The sequence below is a fragment of the Streptococcus sp. oral taxon 061 genome, from assembly GCF_013394695.1.
GTDB lineage: Bacteria > Bacillota > Bacilli > Lactobacillales > Streptococcaceae > Streptococcus.
Genome location: NZ_CP058258.1, coordinates 995,768 through 1,017,052, shown reverse-complemented (window position 1 = coordinate 1,017,052; position 21,285 = coordinate 995,768). Strand labels below are relative to the sequence as shown.

Below are 21,285 nucleotides of genomic sequence, written 5' to 3'. Positions count from 1 at the left end.
ATGGCAAAAAAACAAAAAGAAGTAACAACTTTTGATGTCCAAGTCGCTGAGTTTATTCGTAACCATAAGAAAACTGGTACTGCGACAGATGACGAAATTAACAATGACCTTGTAATTCCTTTTGCACTTGATGTTGAAGGAATTGAAAATCTGTTGCAACGTATTCAAGATGCAGGTATTGCAATCACGGATAACGAAGGAAACCCAAGTGAACGTGTTCTAAGTACTGAGGAAGAACCCGAACTTAGCGATGAGGATTTAATTGGTTCTACATCTGCCAAGGTTAACGATCCTGTTCGCATGTATTTGAAAGAAATTGGGGTTGTACCTCTTCTTACAAACGAAGAAGAAAAAGAGTTGGCTCTTGCTGTTGAAGCAGGTGATGTTGAAGCTAAGCAACGTCTAGCAGAAGCTAACCTTCGTTTGGTTGTGTCTATCGCGAAACGCTATGTTGGACGTGGAATGCAATTCCTTGACTTAATCCAAGAAGGTAACATGGGGCTTATGAAAGCCGTTGATAAATTTGACTACTCTAAAGGGTTCAAATTCTCAACTTATGCAACTTGGTGGATCCGTCAGGCTATTACCCGTGCCATTGCTGACCAAGCTCGTACCATCCGTATCCCAGTTCACATGGTGGAAACAATTAACAAGCTTGTTCGTGAACAACGTAATCTTCTTCAAGAGTTAGGACAAGATCCTACTCCTGAGCAAATTGCAGAACGTATGGATATGACACCTGATAAGGTTCGTGAAATCCTTAAAATTGCTCAAGAACCAGTTTCTCTTGAAACACCAATTGGTGAAGAAGATGACAGCCACCTTGGTGACTTTATCGAAGATGAAGTGATTGAAAATCCAGTTGACTATACAACTCGTATCGTCTTGCGTGAGCAGTTGGATGAAGTTCTAGATACCTTGACTGATAGAGAAGAAAATGTTCTTCGTCTACGTTTCGGTCTTGATGATGGTAAAATGCGTACTCTAGAAGATGTGGGTAAAGTCTTTAATGTCACTCGTGAACGTATTCGTCAGATTGAGGCAAAAGCTTTGAGAAAACTTCGTCAACCAAGTAGAAGCAAACCGCTTCGTGACTTTATCGAGGATTAAGATAGAGGAGACTGAATATGGCTTACACAGAAGAGCAAATTGAAAACATCAAAACTCGTATTTTGACGGCTCTAGAAGAGGTTATCGACCCAGAATTAGGAATTGATATCGTCAACTTAGGTTTAATTTATGAGATTCGATTTGATGGTGATACCGGTGATACTGAGATTGATATGACCTTGACGACTATGGGTTGTCCTTTGGCCGACCTCTTGACTGATCAAATCTATGATGCTATGACAGATGTGCCAGAGGTTACTAACGTTGAAGTAAAATTAGTTTGGTATCCAGCTTGGACGGTTGAAAAAATGAGTCGCTATGCACGTATCGCTTTAGGAATTAAGTAGAATAAAACAAGAAAAGAGAAATAGCATATTTGTTAGGACATTCCCTACCTTTTATGCTATCTCTCTTTTAATTTGCTGATTTTCTTTCAAGAAAATGATATAATGGATAGTATGGAAAAAGAGAAATTGCGCATCAATATGCTAAGTTCAAGTGAAAAGGTAGCAGGACAAGGTGTATCTGGAGCTTACCGTGAACTTGTGCAACTTTTGAAACGTGATGCGAAAGACCAACTAATAGTAACGGAGAATCTTCCTGTAGAAGCTGATGTTACTCATTTTCATACAATCGACCTTCCTTATTATTTGTCAACATTCCAAAAGAAGCGTTCTGGTCGTAGAATTGGTTATGTCCACTTCTTACCTGATACCTTGGAGGGCAGTTTGAAGATTCCATTCTTTCTAAAAGGAATTGTGAAGCGCTACGTATTTTCTTTTTATGACCGTATGGAACATTTAGTTGTGGTTAATCCTACTTTTATCGAAGATTTGGTTGCAGCTGGTATTCCTCGTGAAAAGGTGACCTACATCCCTAACTTTGTTAACAAAGAAAAATGGCATTCACTTCCTGAAGAAGAAGTAAGGAAACTTCGAAGTGACATGGGATTGAACGAAAATCAATTTGTAGTAGTAGGGGCTGGGCAGGTTCAAAAGCGTAAAGGGATTGATGATTTCATTACACTTGCTGAGGAACTACCGGATATCACCTTTATTTGGGCTGGAGGCTTCTCTTTTGGTGGGATTACAGATGGTTATGAACGCTATAAAAAAATCATGGATAATCCTCCAGAGAATCTGATTTTCCCTGGAATTGTTGAGCCAGAACGGATGAGAGAGCTGTATGCTTTGGCAGATTTGTTCTTACTTCCTAGCTATAATGAGCTCTTTCCGATGACTATTCTAGAAGCTGCGAGTTGTGAAGCTCCCATTATGCTTCGGGACTTAGATCTTTATAAGGTGATTCTAGAAGGAAATTACAGACCAACCACCGATGTGGAAGAGATGAAAGAAGCCATTTTGGAATACAGAGCGCATCCAGAAGCACTAAAAGAATTAAAAGAGAGGGCTAAGGCTATTTCAAAAGAATACTCAGAAGAGCATCTTTTAGAAATCTGGCTAAAATTCTATCGGGAGCAAGCAGCTTTAGGAAAAAAATGAGGTAGTATATGCGAATTGGATTATTTACAGATACTTATTTCCCACAGGTCTCGGGTGTTGCGACCAGTATTCGAACCTTAAAAACTGAGCTTGAAAAGCAAGGGCATGCAGTCTTTATCTTTACGACAACTGATAAGGATGTTAATCGCTATGAAGACTGGCAAATTATCCGTATTCCAAGTGTTCCTTTCTTTGCTTTTAAAGACCGTCGTTTCGCTTACCGTGGATTTACCAAAGCTCTTGAGATTGCGAAACAATACAAACTCGATATTATTCATACCCAGACTGAGTTTTCTCTTGGTTTATTGGGAATTTGGATTGCACGAGAATTGAAAATCCCAGTCATTCATACGTATCATACCCAGTACGAGGATTATGTTCACTATATTGCTAAGGGGATGTTGATTCGTCCAGGTATGGTCAAGTATCTTGTGAGAGGATTTCTTCATGACGTTGATGGGGTCATTTGTCCAAGTGAAATTGTGCGCGACCTTTTATCTGACTATAAGGTAAAAGTTGAAAAGCGTGTCATTCCTACTGGAATTGAACTTGCCAAATTTGAACGCCCTGAGATTGGTCCCGAACACATTAGTGACTTACGGGATAAACTAGGGATTCAACAAGATGAAAAGATGCTTCTAAGTCTTTCTCGTGTTTCGTACGAGAAGAACATTCAAGCAGTTCTAGCAGCTTTACCAGATGTCCTAAAAGAAGAACCAAATGTTAAACTGGTTGTAGCTGGAGATGGACCTTATTTAGACAACCTTAAGGAGCAAGCAGAAGATTTAAAAATTCAAGATTCTGTTATCTTTACAGGTATGATTCCGCCAAATGAGACGGCACTCTTTTATAAGGCAGCTGATTTCTTCATATCGGCTTCTACAAGTGAGACTCAGGGATTAACTTATCTAGAAAGTTTAGCTAGTAAGACACCTGTTATTGCCCATGGTAATCCTTATTTGGATAATCTCATCAGTGATAAAATGTTCGGAACCCTTTATTATGAGGAAAGGGACTTGGCAGGAGCGATTCTTGAAGCCTTACTTGTTACACCGTCAATGGATGAAAAACACTTGGCTGAAAAATTATATGAAATTTCTGCTGAGAATTTTGCTAGAAGAGTCCATGAATTTTATCTAGACGTTATTATTTCAAATAATTTTGCTAAAGAAATAGGGGCTGACGAACCTGTTACAAAACGTATTTTAAAGACAGTTTTCTATATCCCGCAACAGGCTGTTACTATGCCAGTTAAAGGTTCGAAGCGTATGCTTAAGGCATCTAGAAAACAATTAAGAAATTTAAGAAAATATATAAATGATTAATCGAATCAAAGAAAGGAAATAAAAATATGAAAAAGAAATTTATGAGAAGTGGTAGAGATCAAAAAATCGGTGGTGTATGCGCTGGTTTAGCTAATTATTTTGATATCGACCCTACAATCGTACGTGTTATTTGGGGAGTTTTAGCTTTCTGTTATGGTGCTGGACTTATTGCTTACTTAATCTTGTGGGCAATCGCTCCTGTATCAGATGAATATTAAGAACAGAGTATTATAGTAAAGGAGAAAACATGGCATTCGGTGATAATGGTAAACGTAAAAAAACATTCTTTGAAAAACTTACAATGTTTGTAGTATTAGTAATGTTATTTGTAACATTGGCAGGTATCTTTGCTACTGCTATTGGTGTATTTAGCAGATTCTAAAAAGTTAATCATTTTATTGTTTGGCAATAAGTTGGGTGACTGGGATTTCCCAGCCCTTTTTGAAGTGAGAAGAGAATATGAGTATGTTTTTAGATACAGCCAAGATTAAAGTAAAGGCTGGTAATGGTGGCGATGGCATGGTTGCTTTTCGTCGTGAAAAATACGTCCCTAATGGTGGACCATGGGGCGGTGATGGAGGACGTGGTGGTAACGTTGTTTTCGTTGTAGACGAAGGTTTACGTACCCTTATGGACTTCCGTTACAATCGTCATTTCAAAGCCCAATCTGGCGAGAAGGGAATGACCAAAGGGATGCACGGTAGAGGGGCAGAAGACTTAATTGTCCGTGTACCTCAAGGGACAACTGTGCGTGATGCCGAGACTGGAAAAGTCATCACCGATTTGATTGAGAATGGTCAAGAGTTTATTGTAGCTCATGGTGGACGTGGTGGACGTGGAAATATCCGTTTTGCAACACCAAAAAATCCTGCACCAGAAATCTCAGAAAATGGAGAACCAGGTCAGGAACGTGAATTACAGTTAGAACTTAAAATTCTTGCGGATGTTGGCCTAGTTGGCTTCCCATCTGTCGGTAAATCAACACTCCTTAGCGTGATTACCTCTGCTAAGCCAAAAATTGGTGCCTACCACTTTACGACAATTGTTCCAAATCTTGGTATGGTTCGTACCCAGTCCGGTGAATCCTTTGCCGTTGCAGACCTTCCTGGATTGATTGAAGGTGCTAGCCAAGGTGTTGGACTAGGAACTCAGTTCTTGCGCCATATCGAGCGTACTCGTGTTATCCTGCATATCATTGATATGTCAGCTAGCGAAGGACGTGATCCTTATGAGGACTATCTAGCAATCAATAAGGAACTTGAATCTTACAATCTTCGTCTGATGGAGCGTCCACAGATTATTGTTGCCAATAAAATGGATATGCCTGAGAGTCAAGAAAACCTTGAAGAATTCAAGAAAAAATTGGCTGCTAATTATGATGAATTTGAAGAATTACCGCCAATCTTCCCAATTTCAGGTTTGACCAAGCAAGGTCTTGCACCTCTATTAGATGCAACGGCAGAACTTCTTGATAAGACGCCAGAATTTCCAATTTACGACGAATCAGAAATGGAAGAAGAGGCTTACTATGGCTTCGATGAAGAAGAAAAACCATTTGAGATTGGTCGTGACGATGATGCAACATGGGTTCTTTCAGGTGAAAAACTCATGAAACTCTTTAATATGACTAACTTTGACCGTGATGAGTCTGTCATGAAGTTTGCTCGTCAGTTGCGTGGTATGGGTGTTGATGAAGCTCTTCGTGCTCGTGGTGCTAAGGACGGCGACCTTGTCCGTATTGGAAAATTTGAGTTTGAATTTGTAGACTAGGAGATAGCTATGGGTGATAAACCAATATCTTTCCGAGATGCTGACGGAAATTTTGTTTCTGCAGCAGACGTCTGGAATGAAAAGAAATTAGAAGAACTTTTTAATCGCCTCAATCCAAATCGTTCATTGAGACTTGCGAGAATGAAGAAACAAGCCGAAGAAAAAAAATAAGAATAAAAGAACCCGTGATATTCGTATCACGGGTTTTATAGTTTACTGACTATTTTTGATAAGGAATTTCTAGACTAGATTGTGAAAGGTCCACAGTTAATTGATAGTCTGTATTGTCACGGATAGTAATCTCAAAGTCAGTAGTATAAAGAACTAGTCGGATTGTATCGTCTTTTTTTAGTTTGTAAATCGTTGGTTGGAGTTCAAATTGGAATTCCATCCATTCATCTGGCTTAACTTCTTCAATTTTCAATAAATCATGACGATTTTGGAGATTGAGGTAGCCTTTGGTAATAACACGCTGGGCATTTGGACAATATGGTAGTTCACAAAGGTTTTCCAGCATATGGTAACGACCATTATCAATAGTACGAGCAGCCAAAACTCCTGGATATGGTTGTAAGTATTTCTTTTGACCAAGTTCGAGAAGTTGAGCAGAAAGTAAGCCTTTGTTTGTACTTGACTTGAGACGAAGGTTCAGTTTAACACGCCCATTAAGATGAAGGTCTTCTGTCACTTGCAGGTCTATGGTAACCTGATTGACTTTTCCTTGATAGAGTTCATTATTAAAGGTTTGGTAGGTTTTTCCAAAACGTTCGAAGTCAGAATCTTGGTAGTGGTTTTGAATGACAGCTTCTTCAGTACCTAATGTGAAAGTTTTGTGGTTGGTTTGATTTCCAAAGTCATCAAGTTTATGCCATGTTTGAGGAGCAGTATTGTCTTGCCAAACGACTCTTGGTAGTTGGTAGTCAGTGTTTTGACCCAATAATTTCTGTGTCAAAAGGGCATTCATGGATTCACGGAAATCAATTGACTGCCAGTTGTTCATATAAACATGGGCACCGTTATGATAAAAGAGATGTTTCTTAATATTGCTTGGAAGAGCATTGAACATTTGATAGACATGAAGTGGTTTTACATTCCAGTCTTGTGAACCGTGGGTAAAGACAACTTCAGCCTTAATTTTTTCAGCATTGAGTAGGTAGTTTCTGTCATGCCAAAATTGGTTATAATCACCAGTTTTACGGTCTAGATTTTTCTTTAGTTCTTCTATGGAAGCTTTATGAGCCTCGTTTCCACGAATAAAGTCACCAGCTAAGAGATTACGAGAATAAGTTAATTCATCTAATGAATCGAAGTCCTCTCCAGGATAGCCGCCTGGGCTTGTCACAAGACCATTTTCACGATAATAGTTGTACCATGATGAGATACCTGCTTCGGCAATAATGACTTCTAAGCCATCAACTCCTGTAGTGGCAAGGCCGTTAGACATTGTTCCTAAGTAAGAAAGACCTGTAGTTGCTACTTTGCCATTTGACCAGTCAGCTTTGACTTGACGTTTACGACTATGGTCTGTAAAGGCACGACAACGACCATTTAGCCAATCGATAACATTTTTATAGGCTTCAACTTGTCGGTAATCTCCGTTGGTCATTTGACCTTGTGAATCCTTGGTACCAAGACCTGATACATAGATATTGGCAAATCCTCTTGGGAGGAAGTAGTCGTTAAGTGTGTAGCTACTATTGATATGAGTGAGTTTTTCTTCAGCTTCTGCAACAAGTTCAGCTCCCCCAATAGGTTCAACCAAGTCCAGGGTTGGATTTTCTAACGTAATTTCATGTGGTTCCTTGACTTCTAGTTCAGCTTCCATTTTGTAAAGAGCTTTGTCGCTTGCTTTATCATTAGTTCCTTGATGGTATGGACTTGCAGTCATAACAGCTGGAATCTTCCCATTGTATGTTGGTCGGATTATGCTCACCTTAATGAGATCAGGAAGTCCATCTCTATCAGAATCAACACGAGCCTCTACATAAACAACCTCACGAATGACATTGGCAGTTGAGAAAGTTGCCAAACTTTTACCATTGAAGTAATGATAGTCATTGTCCTCAGGAATAAAACCATCACTAACTAGCTGATCAATCAAGATATTTCCCTTTTTAGTGCGCGTATTAAGAAGTTGGTAGAGGTTGTCAATCAGATCTCCGTATACAATTGGGAATGCCGTTTCTTTGTGAAAAACAAGACCATCTTCAAAGTCTAGTAAGTAACTGAATCCAAGTAACTGGAATGCTACAGTATAGAAAATTTCTGGTGTCAATTCACGGTCTGAATTGAAGAAAGTAAGTAAATCAGTTTCTTTATCAACTGCTAAAGCGGAAAGTGGATAGTCGGTATTTTTGTAATTGAAGAAACAAGTTCTAACAAAGGCTTCAAACTGTTCTTTATGTGAAGCTGAAAGATCAAGCTTGAATCCAAGCTCAGATAATTCTTGTAAAGCTTGTTGATTTGTAACGGGATAATAACTAAATTGATTAAAACGCATTGATATCTCCTTTAAAGATTCATTTAAAATTCATTATATCAAAAAAAGATAGAAAATAACAGAAAGAGTAGAGATATGTCTGATAGTCAGGCATGATAAGAGAGTCGATACAAAAACAAGGACAATTTTCATTTTTTGAGTATCCTATAAGGATATGCTATACTAGAAATATGTTAGATTTGGAGAAATATGGCGTGTCCATGTGGGAAGAGGAGAGGATTCTCTCTTTTCGTAAAAAGTTATTAGCTTGGTATGATGAAAATAAGCGGGACCTACCTTGGAGAAGGACTAAAAATCCTTATCATATCTGGGTGTCTGAAATCATGTTGCAGCAAACCAGAGTTGATACAGTTATTCCTTATTATGAACGGTTTCTAGAATGGTTTCCGACTGTAGAGAGTTTAGCAAATGCACCTGAAGAACGTTTATTAAAAGCTTGGGAAGGTCTTGGTTATTATTCTCGTGTTCGCAATATGCAAACTGCAGCCCAGCAGATTATGAATGAGTTTAATGGGGAATTTCCTTCAACTAACGAAGGTATTTCAAGCTTGAAGGGGATAGGGCCCTATACAGCTGGGGCTATTGCAAGTATTGCCTTTAACCTACCACAACCAGCAGTTGATGGGAATGTCATGCGTGTTTTGGCTCGTCTATTTGAAGTCAATTATGATATTGGAAATCCAAGCAATCGCAAGATATTTCAAGCTATGATGGAAATCTTGATTGACCCAAATCGTCCAGGGGATTTCAATCAGGCTTTGATGGATTTGGGTTCAGATATTGAGGCACCCGTTAACCCGAGGCCAGAAGATAGTCCAGTTAAAGATTTTAGTGCTGCCTATCAAAATGGAACAATGGATCGCTATCCTATTAAAGCGCCAAAGAAAAAACCAGTTCCTATATTTTTAAATGCTTTAGTTGTGCAAAATGGCAGAGGACAGTTTTTACTAGAAAAGAATGAAAGTGAAAAGTTACTTGCTGGATTTTGGCATTTCCCCTTGATTGAGGTAGATGAATTTTCAAAAGATGAAGAACTAAATCTCTTTAATCAGGTTGCTGAACCATCCATGCAACTTGGTCCATCACCTCAAGAAAGTTTTGAGCAGGATTATGATTTAGAAGTTGACTGGCAGGATTGTGATTTCAAAGAAGTGAAGCATATCTTTAGCCATCGAAAGTGGCATGTACGAATCCTAGCGGGACAAGTAGTTGATAGTAAAGAGTATAGCGACAAAGAAGTTGTTTGGTTAACTCCAGATGAGTTTGACCTCTATCCACTAGCAAAACCTCAACAAAAAATTTGGCAAGAGTATTCAAAAAGATGCTGACACACCAGTCTTTCGTGTCTTCTTTGCATTTTTTTGGTATAATTGATATAAGGAAAAAGGTGACTATATGAAAAAAATATTGATTGTAGATGATGAAAAACCAATCTCAGATATTATTAAGTTTAATATGACCAAGGAAGGCTATGAAGTTATTACAGCCTTTAATGGACGTGAAGCGATTGAACTGTTTGAAGCTGAAAAACCTGATATTATTATTTTGGACTTGATGCTTCCAGAAATTGATGGTCTTGAAGTGGCTAAAACAATTCGCAAGACAAGCAGTGTTCCGATTATCATGCTTTCAGCAAAAGACAGTGAGTTTGATAAGGTTATTGGTCTTGAACTTGGCGCGGATGATTATGTGACCAAGCCATTTTCAAACCGTGAGCTACAAGCGCGTGTTAAGGCACTTCTTCGTCGTACGGAGTTAGTAGCAGTGGATAACCAAGAGGAAGATACTAAATTGCAAAGTCTTCAAATTGGGGATTTAGAGATTCTTCCAGATGCTTATGTAGCCAAAAAATATGGAGAAGAATTGGACTTAACTCATAGAGAGTTTGAGTTGTTGCATCACTTAGCTTCGCATCTAGGTCAAGTTATTACTCGTGAACATCTCCTTGAGACTGTTTGGGGTTATGATTATTTTGGTGATGTTCGTACTGTCGATGTCACTATTAGACGTCTACGTGAGAAGATTGAAGACACACCAAGTAGACCTGAATATATCTTAACTCGTCGTGGTGTTGGTTATTACATGAGAAATAATGATTGAAGTAATTAGACAAACAATTTTAACCAGAGATTTCGTCTTTGTACTCATTTTAATTGGTTTTATCATGCTTGTTAGTTTTCTCTTGCTTGAAGGCCGTAGAGATAATATCCGACTCAAACAGTTAAATCAAAAGATTAAAGATTTAATTGCTGGTGATTATTCTCAAGTACTGGATATGCAGGGGAATACTGAAATCACTAACATTACGAATAACTTAAATGATTTGTCTGAAGTTATTCGTCTAACTCAGGAAAACCTTGAGCAGGAAAGTAAAAGATTGCATAGTATTTTGTCATATATGACAGATGGGGTTCTTGCAACAAATCGTCGTGGTCAAATCACGATGATTAACGATATGGCTAAGAGGCAACTTGGCGTCGTAAGTGATGAAGCATTAAATCAGAACATTTTAGAGTTGCTCAAGATTGAAGATGAGTACGAGCTTAGAGACTTAATAACTCAAAGTCCTGAATTGATGATTTATTCCCAAAATGTTAATGGAGAGTATATCAGTTTGCGTGTGCGTTTTGCCTTGATTCGTAGAGAATCTGGTTTTATCTCCGGTTTGGTAGCAGTCCTACATGATACGACTGAACAAGAGAAGGAAGAGCGCGAGAGAAGGCTTTTCGTTTCAAACGTTAGTCATGAATTGCGAACTCCTTTGACCAGTGTAAAATCTTATCTTGAGGCCTTGGATGAGGGTGCATTATATGAACCTGTTGCTCCTGATTTTATCAAAGTATCTTTAGATGAGACCAACCGTATGATGCGAATGGTGACGGACCTCTTGCATCTTTCGCGTATTGATAATGCAACTAGCCATTTAGATGTTGAATTGATTAACTTTACAGCTTTCATTACGTTTATCCTAAACCGTTTCGATAAGATACGAGCCCAGGATCAAGAAAAGAAATACGAGTTGGTTCGTGATTATCCCATTACATCGGTCTGGATTGAAATTGATACAGACAAGATGACTCAGGTAATCGATAATATTCTTAACAATGCCATCAAGTATTCCCCTGATGGTGGGAAAATTACGGTTAGCATGAAAACCACTGATGACCAGATGATTTTATCCATTTCTGATCAAGGACTTGGAATTCCTAAAGAAGATTTACCGAAGATTTTTGACCGTTTCTACAGGGTTGATAAGGCTAGAAGTCGTGCCCAAGGTGGGACTGGTTTAGGTCTTGCTATAGCAAAAGAAATCATCAAGCAACACAATGGATTTATCTGGGCCAAGAGTGAATATGACAAGGGTTCAACCTTTACCATTGTTCTTCCTTATGATAATGATGCTGTGAAAGAAGAAGTATGGGAGGATGAAGTAGAAGACAAGAATGAGTGAAAAAGGCTTTAAATATAGTATTTTAGCATCGGGTTCTAGTGGAAATTCCTTCTATCTAGAAACCCCTAAGAAAAAGATTTTAGTAGATGCAGGCTTATCCGGTAAAAAGATCACAAGTTTGTTGGGTGAAATCAATCGTAAACCAGAGGATTTGGATGCTATCTTGATAACGCATGAACATGCTGACCATATCCACGGTGTTGGTGTTTTGGCACGTAAGTATGGCATGGATCTTTACGCAAATGAAAAGACCTGGCAAGCCATGGAAAATAGTAAGTATCTAGGCAATGTTGATTCTTCTCAAAAACATATCTTTGAAATGGGAAAAACTAAAACATTTGGAGATATCGACATTGAGAGTTTTGGAGTTAGCCATGATGCAGTTGCTCCCCAATTCTACCGCTTTATGAAGGATGACAAGAGCTTTGTTATGCTGACGGATACAGGCTATGTTAGTGATCGTATGGCTGGCATTGTCGAGAATGCAGATGGTTACTTGATTGAGTCTAATCATGATGTGGAAATCCTGAGAGCTGGATCTTATGCTTGGCGACTCAAACAACGCATCCTGTCTGACCTTGGTCACCTCTCGAATGAAGATGGTGCAGATGCCATGATTCGTACACTAGGTAATCGTACCAAGAAGATTTACCTAGGACATCTATCTAAAGAGAATAATATCAAGGAGCTAGCCCACATGACCATGGTCAATCAGTTAGCTCAAGCAGATCTAGGAGTAGGAGTAGATTTTCAAATTTACGATACATCTCCAGACACTGCAACACCACTAACAGACATATAAAAAAAGAAGGCAGACGCCTTCTTTTTTATATATTTTTACAATCCAGCGAATTCTTTGATTTCTTGAGCTGACATTGAAGAGTCGCAACGAACCTTAATCTCTCCATTTTCAACATGAACAAAACCTGGTACAGTTGGGATTTCGTAACGTGAGCGGAAGTTTTGCAATGCATCTAGTTGACTTGGTTCTTCGCTGTTAATGAAGTAGATGTGAGCTTTGGTTTCAGCCACCACACTTGCTAATGTGCCAGCAAATTTACGGCAGTAAGGGCAAGTTTTACGGCCAATAAAGAAGGTTGCAGTTTCTTTTTTATCAAGAGCGTCTTGCGCACGCGCAACTGTAGTGACTTCAAGGTCTTTGATATTTTCTAAAAATTGTTCCATGAGATTACCTCGCTTTCATTGATAAGTTTAGTATGCCATAAAGTTTCTAAAAATGCTTAGATTTGATACGAAAAAAAGATGAGATTGGTTGATCTCATCTTTTATAATTTCTTATTTAACAAAAGCATTGATTTCCGCTTCGATGTTAGCAATCTTAGCTTGTGAATCTTCGTTGCTTTCACCAACAACTGCAATGTAGAACTTGATTTTTGGTTCAGTACCAGAAGGGCGAACTGCGATCCATGAACCATCTGCAAGAGTGTATTTCAAGACATCACTTGGAGGAGTAGTCAAGGCTGTTACAGTACCATCAGCGGCAGTGGATGTTTGTGCTTTGAAGTCTTCTACGACTGTGATTTCTGTTGCGTTCCATTCTTTTGGACCATTTTCACGGAATTTCGCCATAATTGCTTTGATTTGCTCAGCTCCATCAACACCTGAAAGGGTAACAGAAATAGTCTTTTCAGCATAGTAGCCGTATTCTTTGTAGATTTCTTCGATACCGTCAGCAAGAGTCAACCCACGTGAACGGTAGTAAGCAGCAAGTTCTGCAACAACAAGGACAGCTTGGATAGCATCTTTATCACGTACGAATGGTTTAATCAAGTAACCGAAGCTTTCTTCAAATCCCATCATGTAGGTGTGATTGTGTTTGTCTTCGAATTCTTGAATCTTTTCAGCAATAAATTTGAAACCAGTTAAGACGTTGAACATAGTTGCGCCGTAGCTTTCAGCAATCTTAGTAACCAAGTCAGTTGATACGATTGATTTGCAGAGGGCAGCATTTTCTGGAAGGGTTCCAGCATTTTTGTGGGCTTCCAAGATGTATTTAGCCATGATAGCACCGATTTGGTTCCCTGATAGGTTGAGGTAGCTACCATCTTTTTGAAGAACTTCGACACCAACGCGGTCAGCGTCAGGGTCAGTTGCGACAAGAACATCAGCACCTACTTGGCGACCAAGTTCTTCAGCAAGAGCAAAGGCTGCTTGATTTTCTGGGTTTGGAGATTTCACAGTAGAGAAGTCTGGATCTGGTGTTGCTTGAGCTTCCACGACTTGTACAGAGTCAAATCCTGCTTGTGCAAGTGCACGGCGAGCCAACATTTCACCAGTACCGTGAAGTGGTGTGTAGACAATCTTCATGTCTTTACCAAATTCTTCAATCAAGGCTGGGTTGATGTTTACATCTTTAACTTCTTTGAGGTATTCGGTATCGACTGCTTCGCCAATAACTTCAATCAAACCAGAAGCTTTTTCAGCTTCTACATCAGCAACTTCAACAGCAAATGGGTTTTCGATAGCACGAATATAAGTTGTCAAAGCATCTGCATCATGCGGAGGCATTTGACCACCATCTTCACCATAAACCTTGTATCCATTAAATGGAGCTGGGTTGTGACTAGCTGTAATCATGATTCCTGCAAAACAGTTGAGGTGACGAACAGCAAATGAAAGTTCTGGAGTTGGACGAAGACTTTCAAAGACATAGGATTTAATACTGTGTTTAGCAAGAACTGCTGCAGACTCAAAGGCAAATTCTGGAGAGAAGTGACGGCTATCGTAAGCAATGGCTACACCACGTTCTTTTTCATTTCCCCCTTTTGACTCAATCAAACGAGCCAAACCTTCAGTTGCTTGACGGACAACATAGATGTTAATACGGTTTGTACCTGCACCAATCAATCCGCGCATACCAGCTGTACCAAATTCAAGATTAGTATAGAAGGCGTCTTCCTTTGTTTTTTCATCCATATTTTCTAAATCTTGACGAAGGTAGTCAGGAAGTTCTGCAAAATTTACCCATTTTTGGTAATTTTCTTGATAAGTCATAGGAAATCTCCTTTATTATATATTCTAATCGGCTTCATTATACCATGAAATGAAGTTTTAGTAAAACGTTAGCATGAGTTTCTGATAAGTTGTAAAATGTAGCTTAAGAACAACCCTTGAACGGCTTAAAGAAACATGCTATACTAACTGTATGATTATTTTACAAGCAAATAAAATCGAACGCTCTTTTGCTGGAGAGGTTCTTTTTGAGAATATTAACCTCCAAGTAGATGAAAGAGATCGTATCGGTCTTGTTGGGAAAAATGGAGCGGGTAAGTCTACACTATTAAAGATATTAGTCGGAGAAGAAGAACCAACCTCTGGAGAGATTAATAAGAAAAAAGATATTTCCCTTTCTTACTTAGCACAGGATAGTCGATTTGAGTCGTCCAATACTATCTACGATGAGATGCTCCATGTCTTTGACGATCTCAGAAAGACCGAGAAAACTTTGCGGCAGATGGAGCTTGCGATGGGGGAAAAAACTGGGGCTGACTTAGAAAAACTCATGCAGGATTATGACCGTCTATCAGAAGAATTCCGTCAGGCAGGAGGCTTTACTTACGAAGCGGATATTAGGGCTATCCTCAACGGCTTCAAGTTCGATGAGTCTATGTTGCAGATGAAGATTGCAGAGCTCTCTGGAGGTCAAAATACTAGATTAGCACTTGCAAAAATGCTCCTTGAAAAACCAAATCTCTTGGTTTTGGACGAGCCGACTAACCACTTGGATATTGAAACCATCGCCTGGTTAGAAAACTATCTGGTTAATTACAGTGGTGCCTTGTTAATTGTTAGTCACGACCGTTATTTCCTCGATAAGATAGCAACCATAACGCTCGACTTAACCAAACATTCTTTAGATAGATACGTAGGAAACTACTCAAGCTTTGTGGAACAGAAGGAGCAGAAACTTGCAACGGAGGCAAAAAACTACGAAAAGCAACAGAAGGAAATTGCTGCTTTAGAAGACTTCGTCAATCGGAATCTCGTTCGAGCCTCAACAACAAAGCGTGCCCAATCCCGACAGAAACAACTAGAAAAGATGGAGCGTTTGGATAAGCCTGAAGTTGGTACTAAATCAGCCAATATGACATTTCATTCTGATAAAACATCCGGGAATGTTGTTTTGACAGTCGAGAATGCTTCTATTGGCTATGATGGTGAAGTATTGTCAGAGCCCATCAATCTAGACCTTCGTAAGATGAATGCAGTAGCGATTGTCGGTCCTAATGGTATTGGTAAGACTACCTTTATCAAGTCTATTGTTGATCAGATTCCCTTCATTAAGGGTGAGAAGCGTTTCGGTGCCAATGTTGAAGTTGGTTACTATGACCAAACTCAAAGTAAGTTAACACCAAGCAATACTGTTTTAGACGAACTTTGGAATGACTTTAGATTGACGCCAGAAGTAGAAATCCGTAATCGCTTAGGTGCATTTCTTTTCTCGGGGGATGATGTTAAGAAATCAGTTGGTATGCTTTCAGGTGGAGAAAAAGCTCGCTTGCTCTTAGCTAAACTTTCTATGGAAAACAATAACTTCTTGATTCTCGACGAGCCGACAAACCACTTGGACATCGATAGTAAGGAAGTCTTGGAAAATGCTTTGATTGACTTTGATGGTACTTTACTTTTTGTCAGCCATGACCGTTATTTTATCAACCGAGTAGCCACTCATGTTCTAGAATTATCTGAAAATGGCTCAACCCTCTATCTTGGTGATTATGACTATTATGTCGAAAAGAAAGCAGAGATAGAAGCTAGCAAAGTAGTGGCAATGTTAGTTGATAGCAATAAAAATGAAGAAACTCCAGTTAATGATTACCAAGCACAAAAAGAAAGTCAAAAAGAACTTCGTAAGTTAATGAGACAAATTGAAAGTCTTGAGACAGAAATCGAAGAACTGGAAACTCAAGCTCAATCAATCTCTGAACAAATGCATACCACCAATGATGCGGATGAACTCATGCAATTACAAGCAGAACTGGATAAGATTAGCCAGCGACAGGAGGAATCTATGCTGGAGTGGGAAGAGTTGTCGGAGAAAGTTTTAAAATAGAAAAAAGCAACAAGTTTGTTGCTTTTTTTGTTTACATATATCCACCCTGAGGGAATCGAACCCCCATCTCAAGAACCGGAATCTTACGTGATATCCATTACACTAAGGGTGGAAACTCTCATCATTATATCAAAAATAGGACTTTTACTCAAGACTAATATAAATATAAAAAGAATAAGAAAAAGGCTTTAGCAATATCTAAACCCTTTTACATTTTTAGTTTTTTTCAAGAAGTGCTTTGATTTCTTGAAGAACTTCCAATTCAGTTGGACCAGCTGGAGCTGCTTCAACTTCTTCTTTCTTACGAAGGTTTTGAGCTTTCTCAATTCCTTTAACTACAAAGAAAAGAACAGTACCAACTACTACGAAGTTGATGATAGCGCTCAAGAAGTTACCGTAAGCAACACCGTTCCATGAAAGTTCAGCAATGCGGTCAACTTTCGCAGCTTTCAAAGCTGGGTTCAATAGTAGTGGAGTGATGATATCGTTAACGAATGAAGTTACGATAGCACCAAAAGCAGTAGCGATGATCACACCGACAGCAAGGTCTACGACGTTACCGCGGAGCAAGAAATCCTTAAGATCCTTTAACATAATCTTTTTCCTTTCAAAATTTTATCAAATTTTTACAGACAAAATTATATCGTAAATCTATATTGAATGCAAGAAAAGTGCTCATTTATTTTTAAAAACAAAAAGCTTGCTAAATAGGTAATTTAAAACAACAATTGTAACTTGAGCAAACCCTATTTCAATCGTATTAATTATATTAATATCATCACCTACAAATTGACCAATTATATGAGGAAACTTGGTAACAAAAATAAAGGTTAATGCCATATCAAGTAAGAAGGTAAAAAGTCTAGCTCCTGAGAATTTGATAAGTCGTCTAAACCAATTTGCTCGTTTTTGTTTAAAAACAATGGTGTCATTCGTGAAGAAAGCGAATAGAATACCTGTTATATTTCCTAAAGCAGTAGCGGTTAATTCTTGCTGTGTCAAGTAAAAAATAATCATGCGAGTTCCTACAGAAACAATAGTAGTAGCAACGCCGAAAAACAAATAAGACAAAATTTCATTATCGAAGAATTTTTTAATGTATCTTTTCATAAGATTAGTATAGCATAAAGCATTTAAATGTGCTATACTAATAAAGTTGACTTGCTCAACCCTTGGTGCTTAGCTTCTTTCACCAAGCATATTAGACGCGGGAGAGCCGCTAAAGGAGAAAATATGAAAAAACTTACTGTCCGTGATTTGGCAGATATTGCCATTGTCGCAGCTATTTATGTGGTGTTGACAATCACACCACCACTGAATGCCATCAGTTATGGCGCCTATCAGTTCCGTATATCTGAAATGATGAACTTCTTAGCTTTTTACAATCCTAAGTACATTATCGGGGTTACTCTTGGATGTATGATTGCTAATTTCTTCAGTTTTGGACTCATTGATGTCGCTGTAGGTGGAGGCTCAACTCTTGTCTTCCTTAGCTTAGGAGTTTGGTTGTTCAGTAAATATAGTAAAGACTATCTTTTTAATGGATTGATTCGTAAAGATCATTTCTTCTTTTCAATTCTATTTTCAATTTCAATGATCACCATTGCTGCTGAATTAAACATCGTAGCAGAAGCACCTTTCTTCTTTACCTGGTTCACTACTGGTATCGGAGAATTCGCTTCACTAATTGTCGGTGCCATTATCATTGGTAAAATTGGTCAACGTATTGATTTGACTAGATAAAGATATCACATGAAATATTATTGAAAAGGGCTGAACTTTGTTCAGTTTTTTTCTTTGTCCATGAACCTAGAAGCTCAACAAAAGTGGTATAATAAAGAAAAAAGGGATTATTTTAATATGTATGGTTATCGTATTTCAGTTTTTGAAGTCCTTTGGAAAAATCAGGTCATTAGATTTTTGTTAATTTTTTTAGCACTATTTTATTTCTATCTTTTTTTCCAAAGAGTTAAGACATCTTTAAAAAGTGGTGGGAGTATGTTGGATCCTTTTCATATTGCAAAGGGAAGATTATACATTCACACGATTATTCTTTTTAGAAAAAGGATTGTTCCTCTAGCTGAAATTAGACAGATTGATATTGATTACGTTCGAGGGAGAAGAATGAATGGGGACAGGTATCATCTGTACTTTACAAGGAAAGATGGAAAATCTTTTACTTTTCATTTTGGAAAAAGCAAAAGAAACGAGGAGTTATTGAAAAATCTTGCCAATGTGGCCAAGAAGTGCCATATTAAAATCTATTATTATTATTAAGAGTCGATTGCTAAAATTGAATTGTTGTCACTTGTGACAATTGTCAAAGCCAGGAGAGTAGCTAATATGAATCAACTACAAGTAATAAGAGAAGATAAACAACTAAGAATTTTATTGATGCAAGAATGCGATATTCTCTTTTATGACCAGTTGAAAGAGGTTGAATTTTCTAAGAACAATGAAGTTTATTCTCTTTCGCCCATAGCCTTTGCTAAAGACGGTAGTGGGGGAGAATATGTAATTCTTGAGGATCAGAGTATAGGTTTTATAGGGAGTGAAGGCCAAGTTGGTCGGGTAGCCGAAAGCCTTGATGAATTGCTTACTTTCTTACTTCATGCTGGTTCTATCTCAGACTTTTCCTGTCGGTTGCTCTATCAAAACAAGGATTTGTTGTTAAAATTCTGTCAGGGATTTATTTACAAAGCACGAGAAAACTACCAGTCAAAAGGTGAATTGTGGGATAAAGTGAGAGCCGGACTCGCACAAGAGTTGGGACTTGAATTTCAGCCAGAGAAACTGCAAGAGTTAGCGTTCAATTTTTATCAATCAGCGATAAGAACTCCACTATTTACTTGTAAATATGGTCATGGTGAGAATGAATATGTCTGCGATTCTGTTTTATCAGATATTGTCGGCTTGTGGGTTTCAGAGCTGGTAGGGTTGACTGCAGAAGAAATTGAAGATTTTGTTAGTACTAAAAACAATCAAATGTAAAGAACAAAAATTTATTTTTACTTAACTGCACTCTATTTAACCTTCTAGGTGCTTTGATTTCTGGATGGTTCTTTGCGAATTCGTCAGCATTTTCACATCTGACTCACGATAGTTATTTACCAAAACTAGTAGCTAAGAAATTAGCGCGTCCAAGTGAATTAGTTTTACTTGAAGGTATCCTTGCCAATGTGTTTGTTAATATCGCCATTCTGTCTTCAATCTTAGTCAAGGATGCGTCTGCAAAACTTTGGATTATTTTGTCAGCAATTTCGATGTTTGTATTTTTATCAAACGAACATATTGCTGCAAATTTTGCTTCATTTAGTATTGTTAAATTCAGCATTGTTGCTAATGAAGTTCAGCACTTTGAAATCGCAAATATTCTCCGTCATTGGGGGGTCACCTTTGTTGCTAACTTAATAGGTGGTGGACTTTTAATCGGTTTACCATATGCTTTTTTAAATAAAAACGAAGATACTTATGTAGATTAAAATTTTAATAGAAGTAGAGAGATTCACTTGGTTTCTCTCTTTTTATTTTTCTTTTTTTAAAAAATATATTAAATATTAGAAATAAAGCTAGAAGTTCAGGAATTATTTTACAAAAATTTAAAGGTTAAAAACTTAATACTACAAGGATGTAAACGATTCCGATGTTTTTAAAAAATATTAGGAATTGATTTAGGAAAGTCTTCCCATTGTATCGGTTTTATGTTATAATATTCACAAATAAAGTTTTAGGAGTTTATATGGTTTCATCAGAATTTATCTCAAAAATTGAATTTGCTTGTAAAAAGAAAGAAAGTCTTTATTCAAATAGCAAATTCAAGTATGCTATCCGTTCAATGTTTGCAGGTGCATTCCTTACCTTCAGTACAGCAGCAGGAGCAGTTGGTGCAGATTTGATTAATAAGATTGCACCAGGTAGCGGACGATTCCTTTTCCCATTTGTTTTCGCTTGGGGATTGGCTTACACTGTCTTCTTGAATGCTGAGTTGGTAACATCAAACATGATGTTCCTTACAGCTGGTAGCTTTTTGAAAAAAATTAGCTGGAGAAAAACAGTAGAAATTCTTCTATATTGTACTTTCTTTAACTTAATCGGTGCCCTTATTGCCGGTTGGGGATTCGCTCATTCAGCAGCCTATGCAAATCTCACTCACGACAGTTTCATTTCTGGTGTTGTAGAAATGAAACTAGCACGTTCAAATGAATTAGTATTGCTAGAAGGTATTTTAGCGAATATCTTTGTAAATATCGCAATTCTATCATTTGTTTTGGTTAAAGATGGTGGAGCTAAACTTTGGTTGGTTCTTTCAGCCATTTACATGTTTGTATTCTTAACAAACGAACACATCGCCGCAAACTTTGCTTCATTTGCTATTGTGAAATTCAGTGTTGCTGCTGATTCGATCGCAAACTTTGGTATCGGAAATATTCTTCGTCACTGGGGTGTAACCTTCATCGGTAACTTTATCGGCGGTGGTCTACTGATGGGATTGCCTTACGCCTTCTTAAACAAAAACGAAGATACATACGTAGATTAAAAGTTGGATTGATTCC

The 21,285-nt window shown here is 38.0% G+C and carries 22 protein-coding genes, 1 tRNA gene, 1 pseudogene and 1 riboswitch; of the genes and pseudogenes, 18 read left to right on the top strand and 6 right to left on the bottom strand.

Going from position 1 to position 21,285, the window contains the following annotated elements; all coding sequences use genetic code 11:
* The 8 genes from rpoD to HW271_RS05010 all read left to right on the top strand — a co-directional run bounded on the left by rpoD (position 1) and on the right by HW271_RS05010 (position 5,878).
* Complete coding sequence (rpoD, locus tag HW271_RS05045; protein WP_178895100.1) at positions 1-1,110, top strand: RNA polymerase sigma factor RpoD; 1,110 nt, start codon at positions 1-3, stop codon at positions 1,108-1,110.
* Positions 1,111-1,127: 17 nt separating this feature from the next.
* Positions 1,128-1,457 carry a metal-sulfur cluster assembly factor gene (locus HW271_RS05040; protein ID WP_006145447.1) on the top strand — a complete coding sequence of 110 codons (330 nt, stop codon included), beginning with the start codon at positions 1,128-1,130 and terminating at the stop codon, positions 1,455-1,457.
* Between the two features lie 102 nt (positions 1,458-1,559).
* Positions 1,560-2,612, top strand: a complete 1,053-nt coding sequence (locus tag HW271_RS05035) for a glycosyltransferase family 4 protein (protein ID WP_254730229.1) — start codon at positions 1,560-1,562, stop codon at positions 2,610-2,612.
* Between the two features lie 8 nt (positions 2,613-2,620).
* Positions 2,621-3,937 (top strand): glycosyltransferase family 4 protein, encoded by a 1,317-nt coding sequence (locus HW271_RS05030; protein WP_178895099.1) that lies wholly within the window; start codon positions 2,621-2,623, stop codon positions 3,935-3,937.
* A 26-nt stretch (positions 3,938-3,963) separates the two neighbouring features.
* A complete protein-coding gene (locus tag HW271_RS05025; protein ID WP_052689745.1) occupies positions 3,964-4,155 on the top strand; it encodes a PspC domain-containing protein in 192 nt (63 codons plus the stop codon).
* 29 nt (positions 4,156-4,184) lie between these two features.
* Complete coding sequence (locus HW271_RS05020; RefSeq protein WP_045615867.1) at positions 4,185-4,319, top strand: DUF4044 domain-containing protein; 135 nt, start codon at positions 4,185-4,187, stop codon at positions 4,317-4,319.
* 77 nt (positions 4,320-4,396) lie between these two features.
* On the top strand, positions 4,397-5,707 hold the full coding sequence (obgE, locus tag HW271_RS05015) for a GTPase ObgE (protein WP_016465925.1): 1,311 nt from the start codon (positions 4,397-4,399) through the stop codon (positions 5,705-5,707).
* Positions 5,708-5,716: 9 nt separating this feature from the next.
* On the top strand, positions 5,717-5,878 hold the full coding sequence (locus HW271_RS05010; RefSeq protein WP_006148428.1) for a hypothetical protein: 162 nt from the start codon (positions 5,717-5,719) through the stop codon (positions 5,876-5,878).
* Between the two features lie 49 nt (positions 5,879-5,927).
* Here the strand turns inward: HW271_RS05010 and HW271_RS05005 are convergent, their stop codons facing one another.
* Positions 5,928-8,207, bottom strand: a complete 2,280-nt coding sequence (locus HW271_RS05005; RefSeq protein WP_178895098.1) for a Xaa-Pro dipeptidyl-peptidase — start codon at positions 8,205-8,207, stop codon at positions 5,928-5,930.
* A 170-nt stretch (positions 8,208-8,377) separates the two neighbouring features.
* Here HW271_RS05005 and mutY point away from each other — a divergent pair, with 170 nt between their 5' ends.
* From mutY to HW271_RS04985, 4 genes are all read left to right on the top strand, one after another.
* Positions 8,378-9,535, top strand: a complete 1,158-nt coding sequence (gene mutY / locus HW271_RS05000) for an A/G-specific adenine glycosylase (RefSeq protein ID WP_178895097.1) — start codon at positions 8,378-8,380, stop codon at positions 9,533-9,535.
* Positions 9,536-9,602: 67 nt separating this feature from the next.
* Positions 9,603-10,307 carry a response regulator YycF gene (yycF, locus tag HW271_RS04995; protein WP_178895096.1) on the top strand — a complete coding sequence of 235 codons (705 nt, stop codon included), beginning with the start codon at positions 9,603-9,605 and terminating at the stop codon, positions 10,305-10,307.
* Entirely contained in the window at positions 10,300-11,658 is a 1,359-nt protein-coding gene (gene vicK, locus HW271_RS04990) for a cell wall metabolism sensor histidine kinase VicK (RefSeq protein ID WP_178895095.1), read from the top strand. Before yycF ends, vicK begins: the two co-directional genes overlap by 8 nt.
* A complete protein-coding gene (locus HW271_RS04985; protein ID WP_178895094.1) occupies positions 11,651-12,460 on the top strand; it encodes an MBL fold metallo-hydrolase in 810 nt (269 codons plus the stop codon). Before vicK ends, HW271_RS04985 begins: the two co-directional genes overlap by 8 nt.
* Before the next feature lie 35 nt (positions 12,461-12,495).
* On the opposite strand, the gene HW271_RS04980 is transcribed toward HW271_RS04985, so the two are convergent.
* A complete protein-coding gene (locus HW271_RS04980) occupies positions 12,496-12,843 on the bottom strand; it encodes a PedC/BrcD family bacteriocin maturation disulfide isomerase (protein WP_178895093.1) in 348 nt (115 codons plus the stop codon).
* A 111-nt stretch (positions 12,844-12,954) separates the two neighbouring features.
* The gene (locus HW271_RS04975; protein ID WP_178895092.1) at positions 12,955-14,673 is read right to left on the bottom strand and encodes a phospho-sugar mutase; all 1,719 of its coding nucleotides are present in this window, start codon (positions 14,671-14,673) and stop codon (positions 12,955-12,957) included.
* A gap of 151 nt (positions 14,674-14,824) precedes the next feature.
* Here HW271_RS04975 and HW271_RS04970 point away from each other — a divergent pair, with 151 nt between their 5' ends.
* Positions 14,825-16,732 (top strand): ABC-F family ATP-binding cassette domain-containing protein, encoded by a 1,908-nt coding sequence (locus HW271_RS04970; protein ID WP_178895091.1) that lies wholly within the window; start codon positions 14,825-14,827, stop codon positions 16,730-16,732.
* 40 nt (positions 16,733-16,772) lie between these two features.
* Here the strand turns inward: HW271_RS04970 and HW271_RS04965 are convergent.
* From HW271_RS04965 to HW271_RS04955, 3 genes are all read right to left on the bottom strand, one after another.
* Positions 16,773-16,844 (bottom strand) — tRNA-Arg (locus tag HW271_RS04965).
* Positions 16,845-16,948: 104 nt separating this feature from the next.
* The gene (mscL, locus tag HW271_RS04960; protein WP_178895090.1) at positions 16,949-17,326 is read right to left on the bottom strand and encodes a large conductance mechanosensitive channel protein MscL; all 378 of its coding nucleotides are present in this window, start codon (positions 17,324-17,326) and stop codon (positions 16,949-16,951) included.
* A gap of 81 nt (positions 17,327-17,407) precedes the next feature.
* Positions 17,408-17,842, bottom strand: coding sequence for a GtrA family protein (locus HW271_RS04955; protein ID WP_178895089.1), 435 nt, complete (start codon positions 17,840-17,842; stop codon positions 17,408-17,410).
* A 28-nt stretch (positions 17,843-17,870) separates the two neighbouring features.
* Positions 17,871-17,968, top strand: a riboswitch (PreQ1 riboswitch).
* Here HW271_RS04955 and HW271_RS04950 point away from each other — a divergent pair.
* From HW271_RS04950 to HW271_RS04930, 5 genes and pseudogenes are all read left to right on the top strand, one after another.
* Positions 17,966-18,475 carry a QueT transporter family protein gene (locus HW271_RS04950; RefSeq protein ID WP_004252705.1) on the top strand — a complete coding sequence of 170 codons (510 nt, stop codon included), beginning with the start codon at positions 17,966-17,968 and terminating at the stop codon, positions 18,473-18,475. (Overlaps the previous riboswitch by 3 nt.)
* Positions 18,476-18,535: 60 nt before the next feature.
* Positions 18,536-19,009, top strand: a complete 474-nt coding sequence (locus HW271_RS04945) for a hypothetical protein (protein ID WP_148131272.1) — start codon at positions 18,536-18,538, stop codon at positions 19,007-19,009.
* Positions 19,010-19,075: 66 nt separating this feature from the next.
* Positions 19,076-19,723, top strand: a complete 648-nt coding sequence (locus HW271_RS04940; RefSeq protein ID WP_178895088.1) for a hypothetical protein — start codon at positions 19,076-19,078, stop codon at positions 19,721-19,723.
* Between the two features lie 17 nt (positions 19,724-19,740).
* Positions 19,741-20,214 (top strand): annotated as a pseudogene (locus HW271_RS04935) (formate/nitrite transporter family protein); the annotation flags it as partial.
* 257 nt (positions 20,215-20,471) lie between these two features.
* Positions 20,472-21,269, top strand: coding sequence for a formate/nitrite transporter family protein (locus HW271_RS04930; protein ID WP_178895087.1), 798 nt, complete (start codon positions 20,472-20,474; stop codon positions 21,267-21,269).
* Positions 21,270-21,285 lie beyond the last annotated feature (16 nt).

What these genes read in the sequence shown, in the direction of transcription:
- rpoD (WP_178895100.1), top strand. Translation starts at nt 1, where the DNA reads ATGGCAAAAAAACAAAAAGAAGTAACAACTTTTGATGTCCAAGTCGCT.
- HW271_RS05040 (WP_006145447.1), top strand. Translation starts at nt 1,128, where the DNA reads ATGGCTTACACAGAAGAGCAAATTGAAAACATCAAAACTCGTATTTTG.
- HW271_RS05035 (WP_254730229.1), top strand. Translation starts at nt 1,560, where the DNA reads ATGGATAGTATGGAAAAAGAGAAATTGCGCATCAATATGCTAAGTTCA.
- HW271_RS05030 (WP_178895099.1), top strand. Translation starts at nt 2,621, where the DNA reads ATGCGAATTGGATTATTTACAGATACTTATTTCCCACAGGTCTCGGGT.
- HW271_RS05025 (WP_052689745.1), top strand. Translation starts at nt 3,964, where the DNA reads ATGAAAAAGAAATTTATGAGAAGTGGTAGAGATCAAAAAATCGGTGGT.
- HW271_RS05020 (WP_045615867.1), top strand. Translation starts at nt 4,185, where the DNA reads ATGGCATTCGGTGATAATGGTAAACGTAAAAAAACATTCTTTGAAAAA.
- obgE (WP_016465925.1), top strand. Translation starts at nt 4,397, where the DNA reads ATGAGTATGTTTTTAGATACAGCCAAGATTAAAGTAAAGGCTGGTAAT.
- HW271_RS05010 (WP_006148428.1), top strand. Translation starts at nt 5,717, where the DNA reads ATGGGTGATAAACCAATATCTTTCCGAGATGCTGACGGAAATTTTGTT.
- HW271_RS05005 (WP_178895098.1), bottom strand. Translation starts at nt 8,207, where the DNA reads ATGCGTTTTAATCAATTTAGTTATTATCCCGTTACAAATCAACAAGCT.
- mutY (WP_178895097.1), top strand. Translation starts at nt 8,378, where the DNA reads ATGTTAGATTTGGAGAAATATGGCGTGTCCATGTGGGAAGAGGAGAGG.
- yycF (WP_178895096.1), top strand. Translation starts at nt 9,603, where the DNA reads ATGAAAAAAATATTGATTGTAGATGATGAAAAACCAATCTCAGATATT.
- vicK (WP_178895095.1), top strand. Translation starts at nt 10,300, where the DNA reads ATGATTGAAGTAATTAGACAAACAATTTTAACCAGAGATTTCGTCTTT.
- HW271_RS04985 (WP_178895094.1), top strand. Translation starts at nt 11,651, where the DNA reads ATGAGTGAAAAAGGCTTTAAATATAGTATTTTAGCATCGGGTTCTAGT.
- HW271_RS04980 (WP_178895093.1), bottom strand. Translation starts at nt 12,843, where the DNA reads ATGGAACAATTTTTAGAAAATATCAAAGACCTTGAAGTCACTACAGTT.
- HW271_RS04975 (WP_178895092.1), bottom strand. Translation starts at nt 14,673, where the DNA reads ATGACTTATCAAGAAAATTACCAAAAATGGGTAAATTTTGCAGAACTT.
- HW271_RS04970 (WP_178895091.1), top strand. Translation starts at nt 14,825, where the DNA reads ATGATTATTTTACAAGCAAATAAAATCGAACGCTCTTTTGCTGGAGAG.
- mscL (WP_178895090.1), bottom strand. Translation starts at nt 17,326, where the DNA reads ATGTTAAAGGATCTTAAGGATTTCTTGCTCCGCGGTAACGTCGTAGAC.
- HW271_RS04955 (WP_178895089.1), bottom strand. Translation starts at nt 17,842, where the DNA reads ATGAAAAGATACATTAAAAAATTCTTCGATAATGAAATTTTGTCTTAT.
- HW271_RS04950 (WP_004252705.1), top strand. Translation starts at nt 17,966, where the DNA reads ATGAAAAAACTTACTGTCCGTGATTTGGCAGATATTGCCATTGTCGCA.
- HW271_RS04945 (WP_148131272.1), top strand. Translation starts at nt 18,536, where the DNA reads ATGAACCTAGAAGCTCAACAAAAGTGGTATAATAAAGAAAAAAGGGAT.
- HW271_RS04940 (WP_178895088.1), top strand. Translation starts at nt 19,076, where the DNA reads ATGAATCAACTACAAGTAATAAGAGAAGATAAACAACTAAGAATTTTA.
- HW271_RS04930 (WP_178895087.1), top strand. Translation starts at nt 20,472, where the DNA reads ATGGTTTCATCAGAATTTATCTCAAAAATTGAATTTGCTTGTAAAAAG.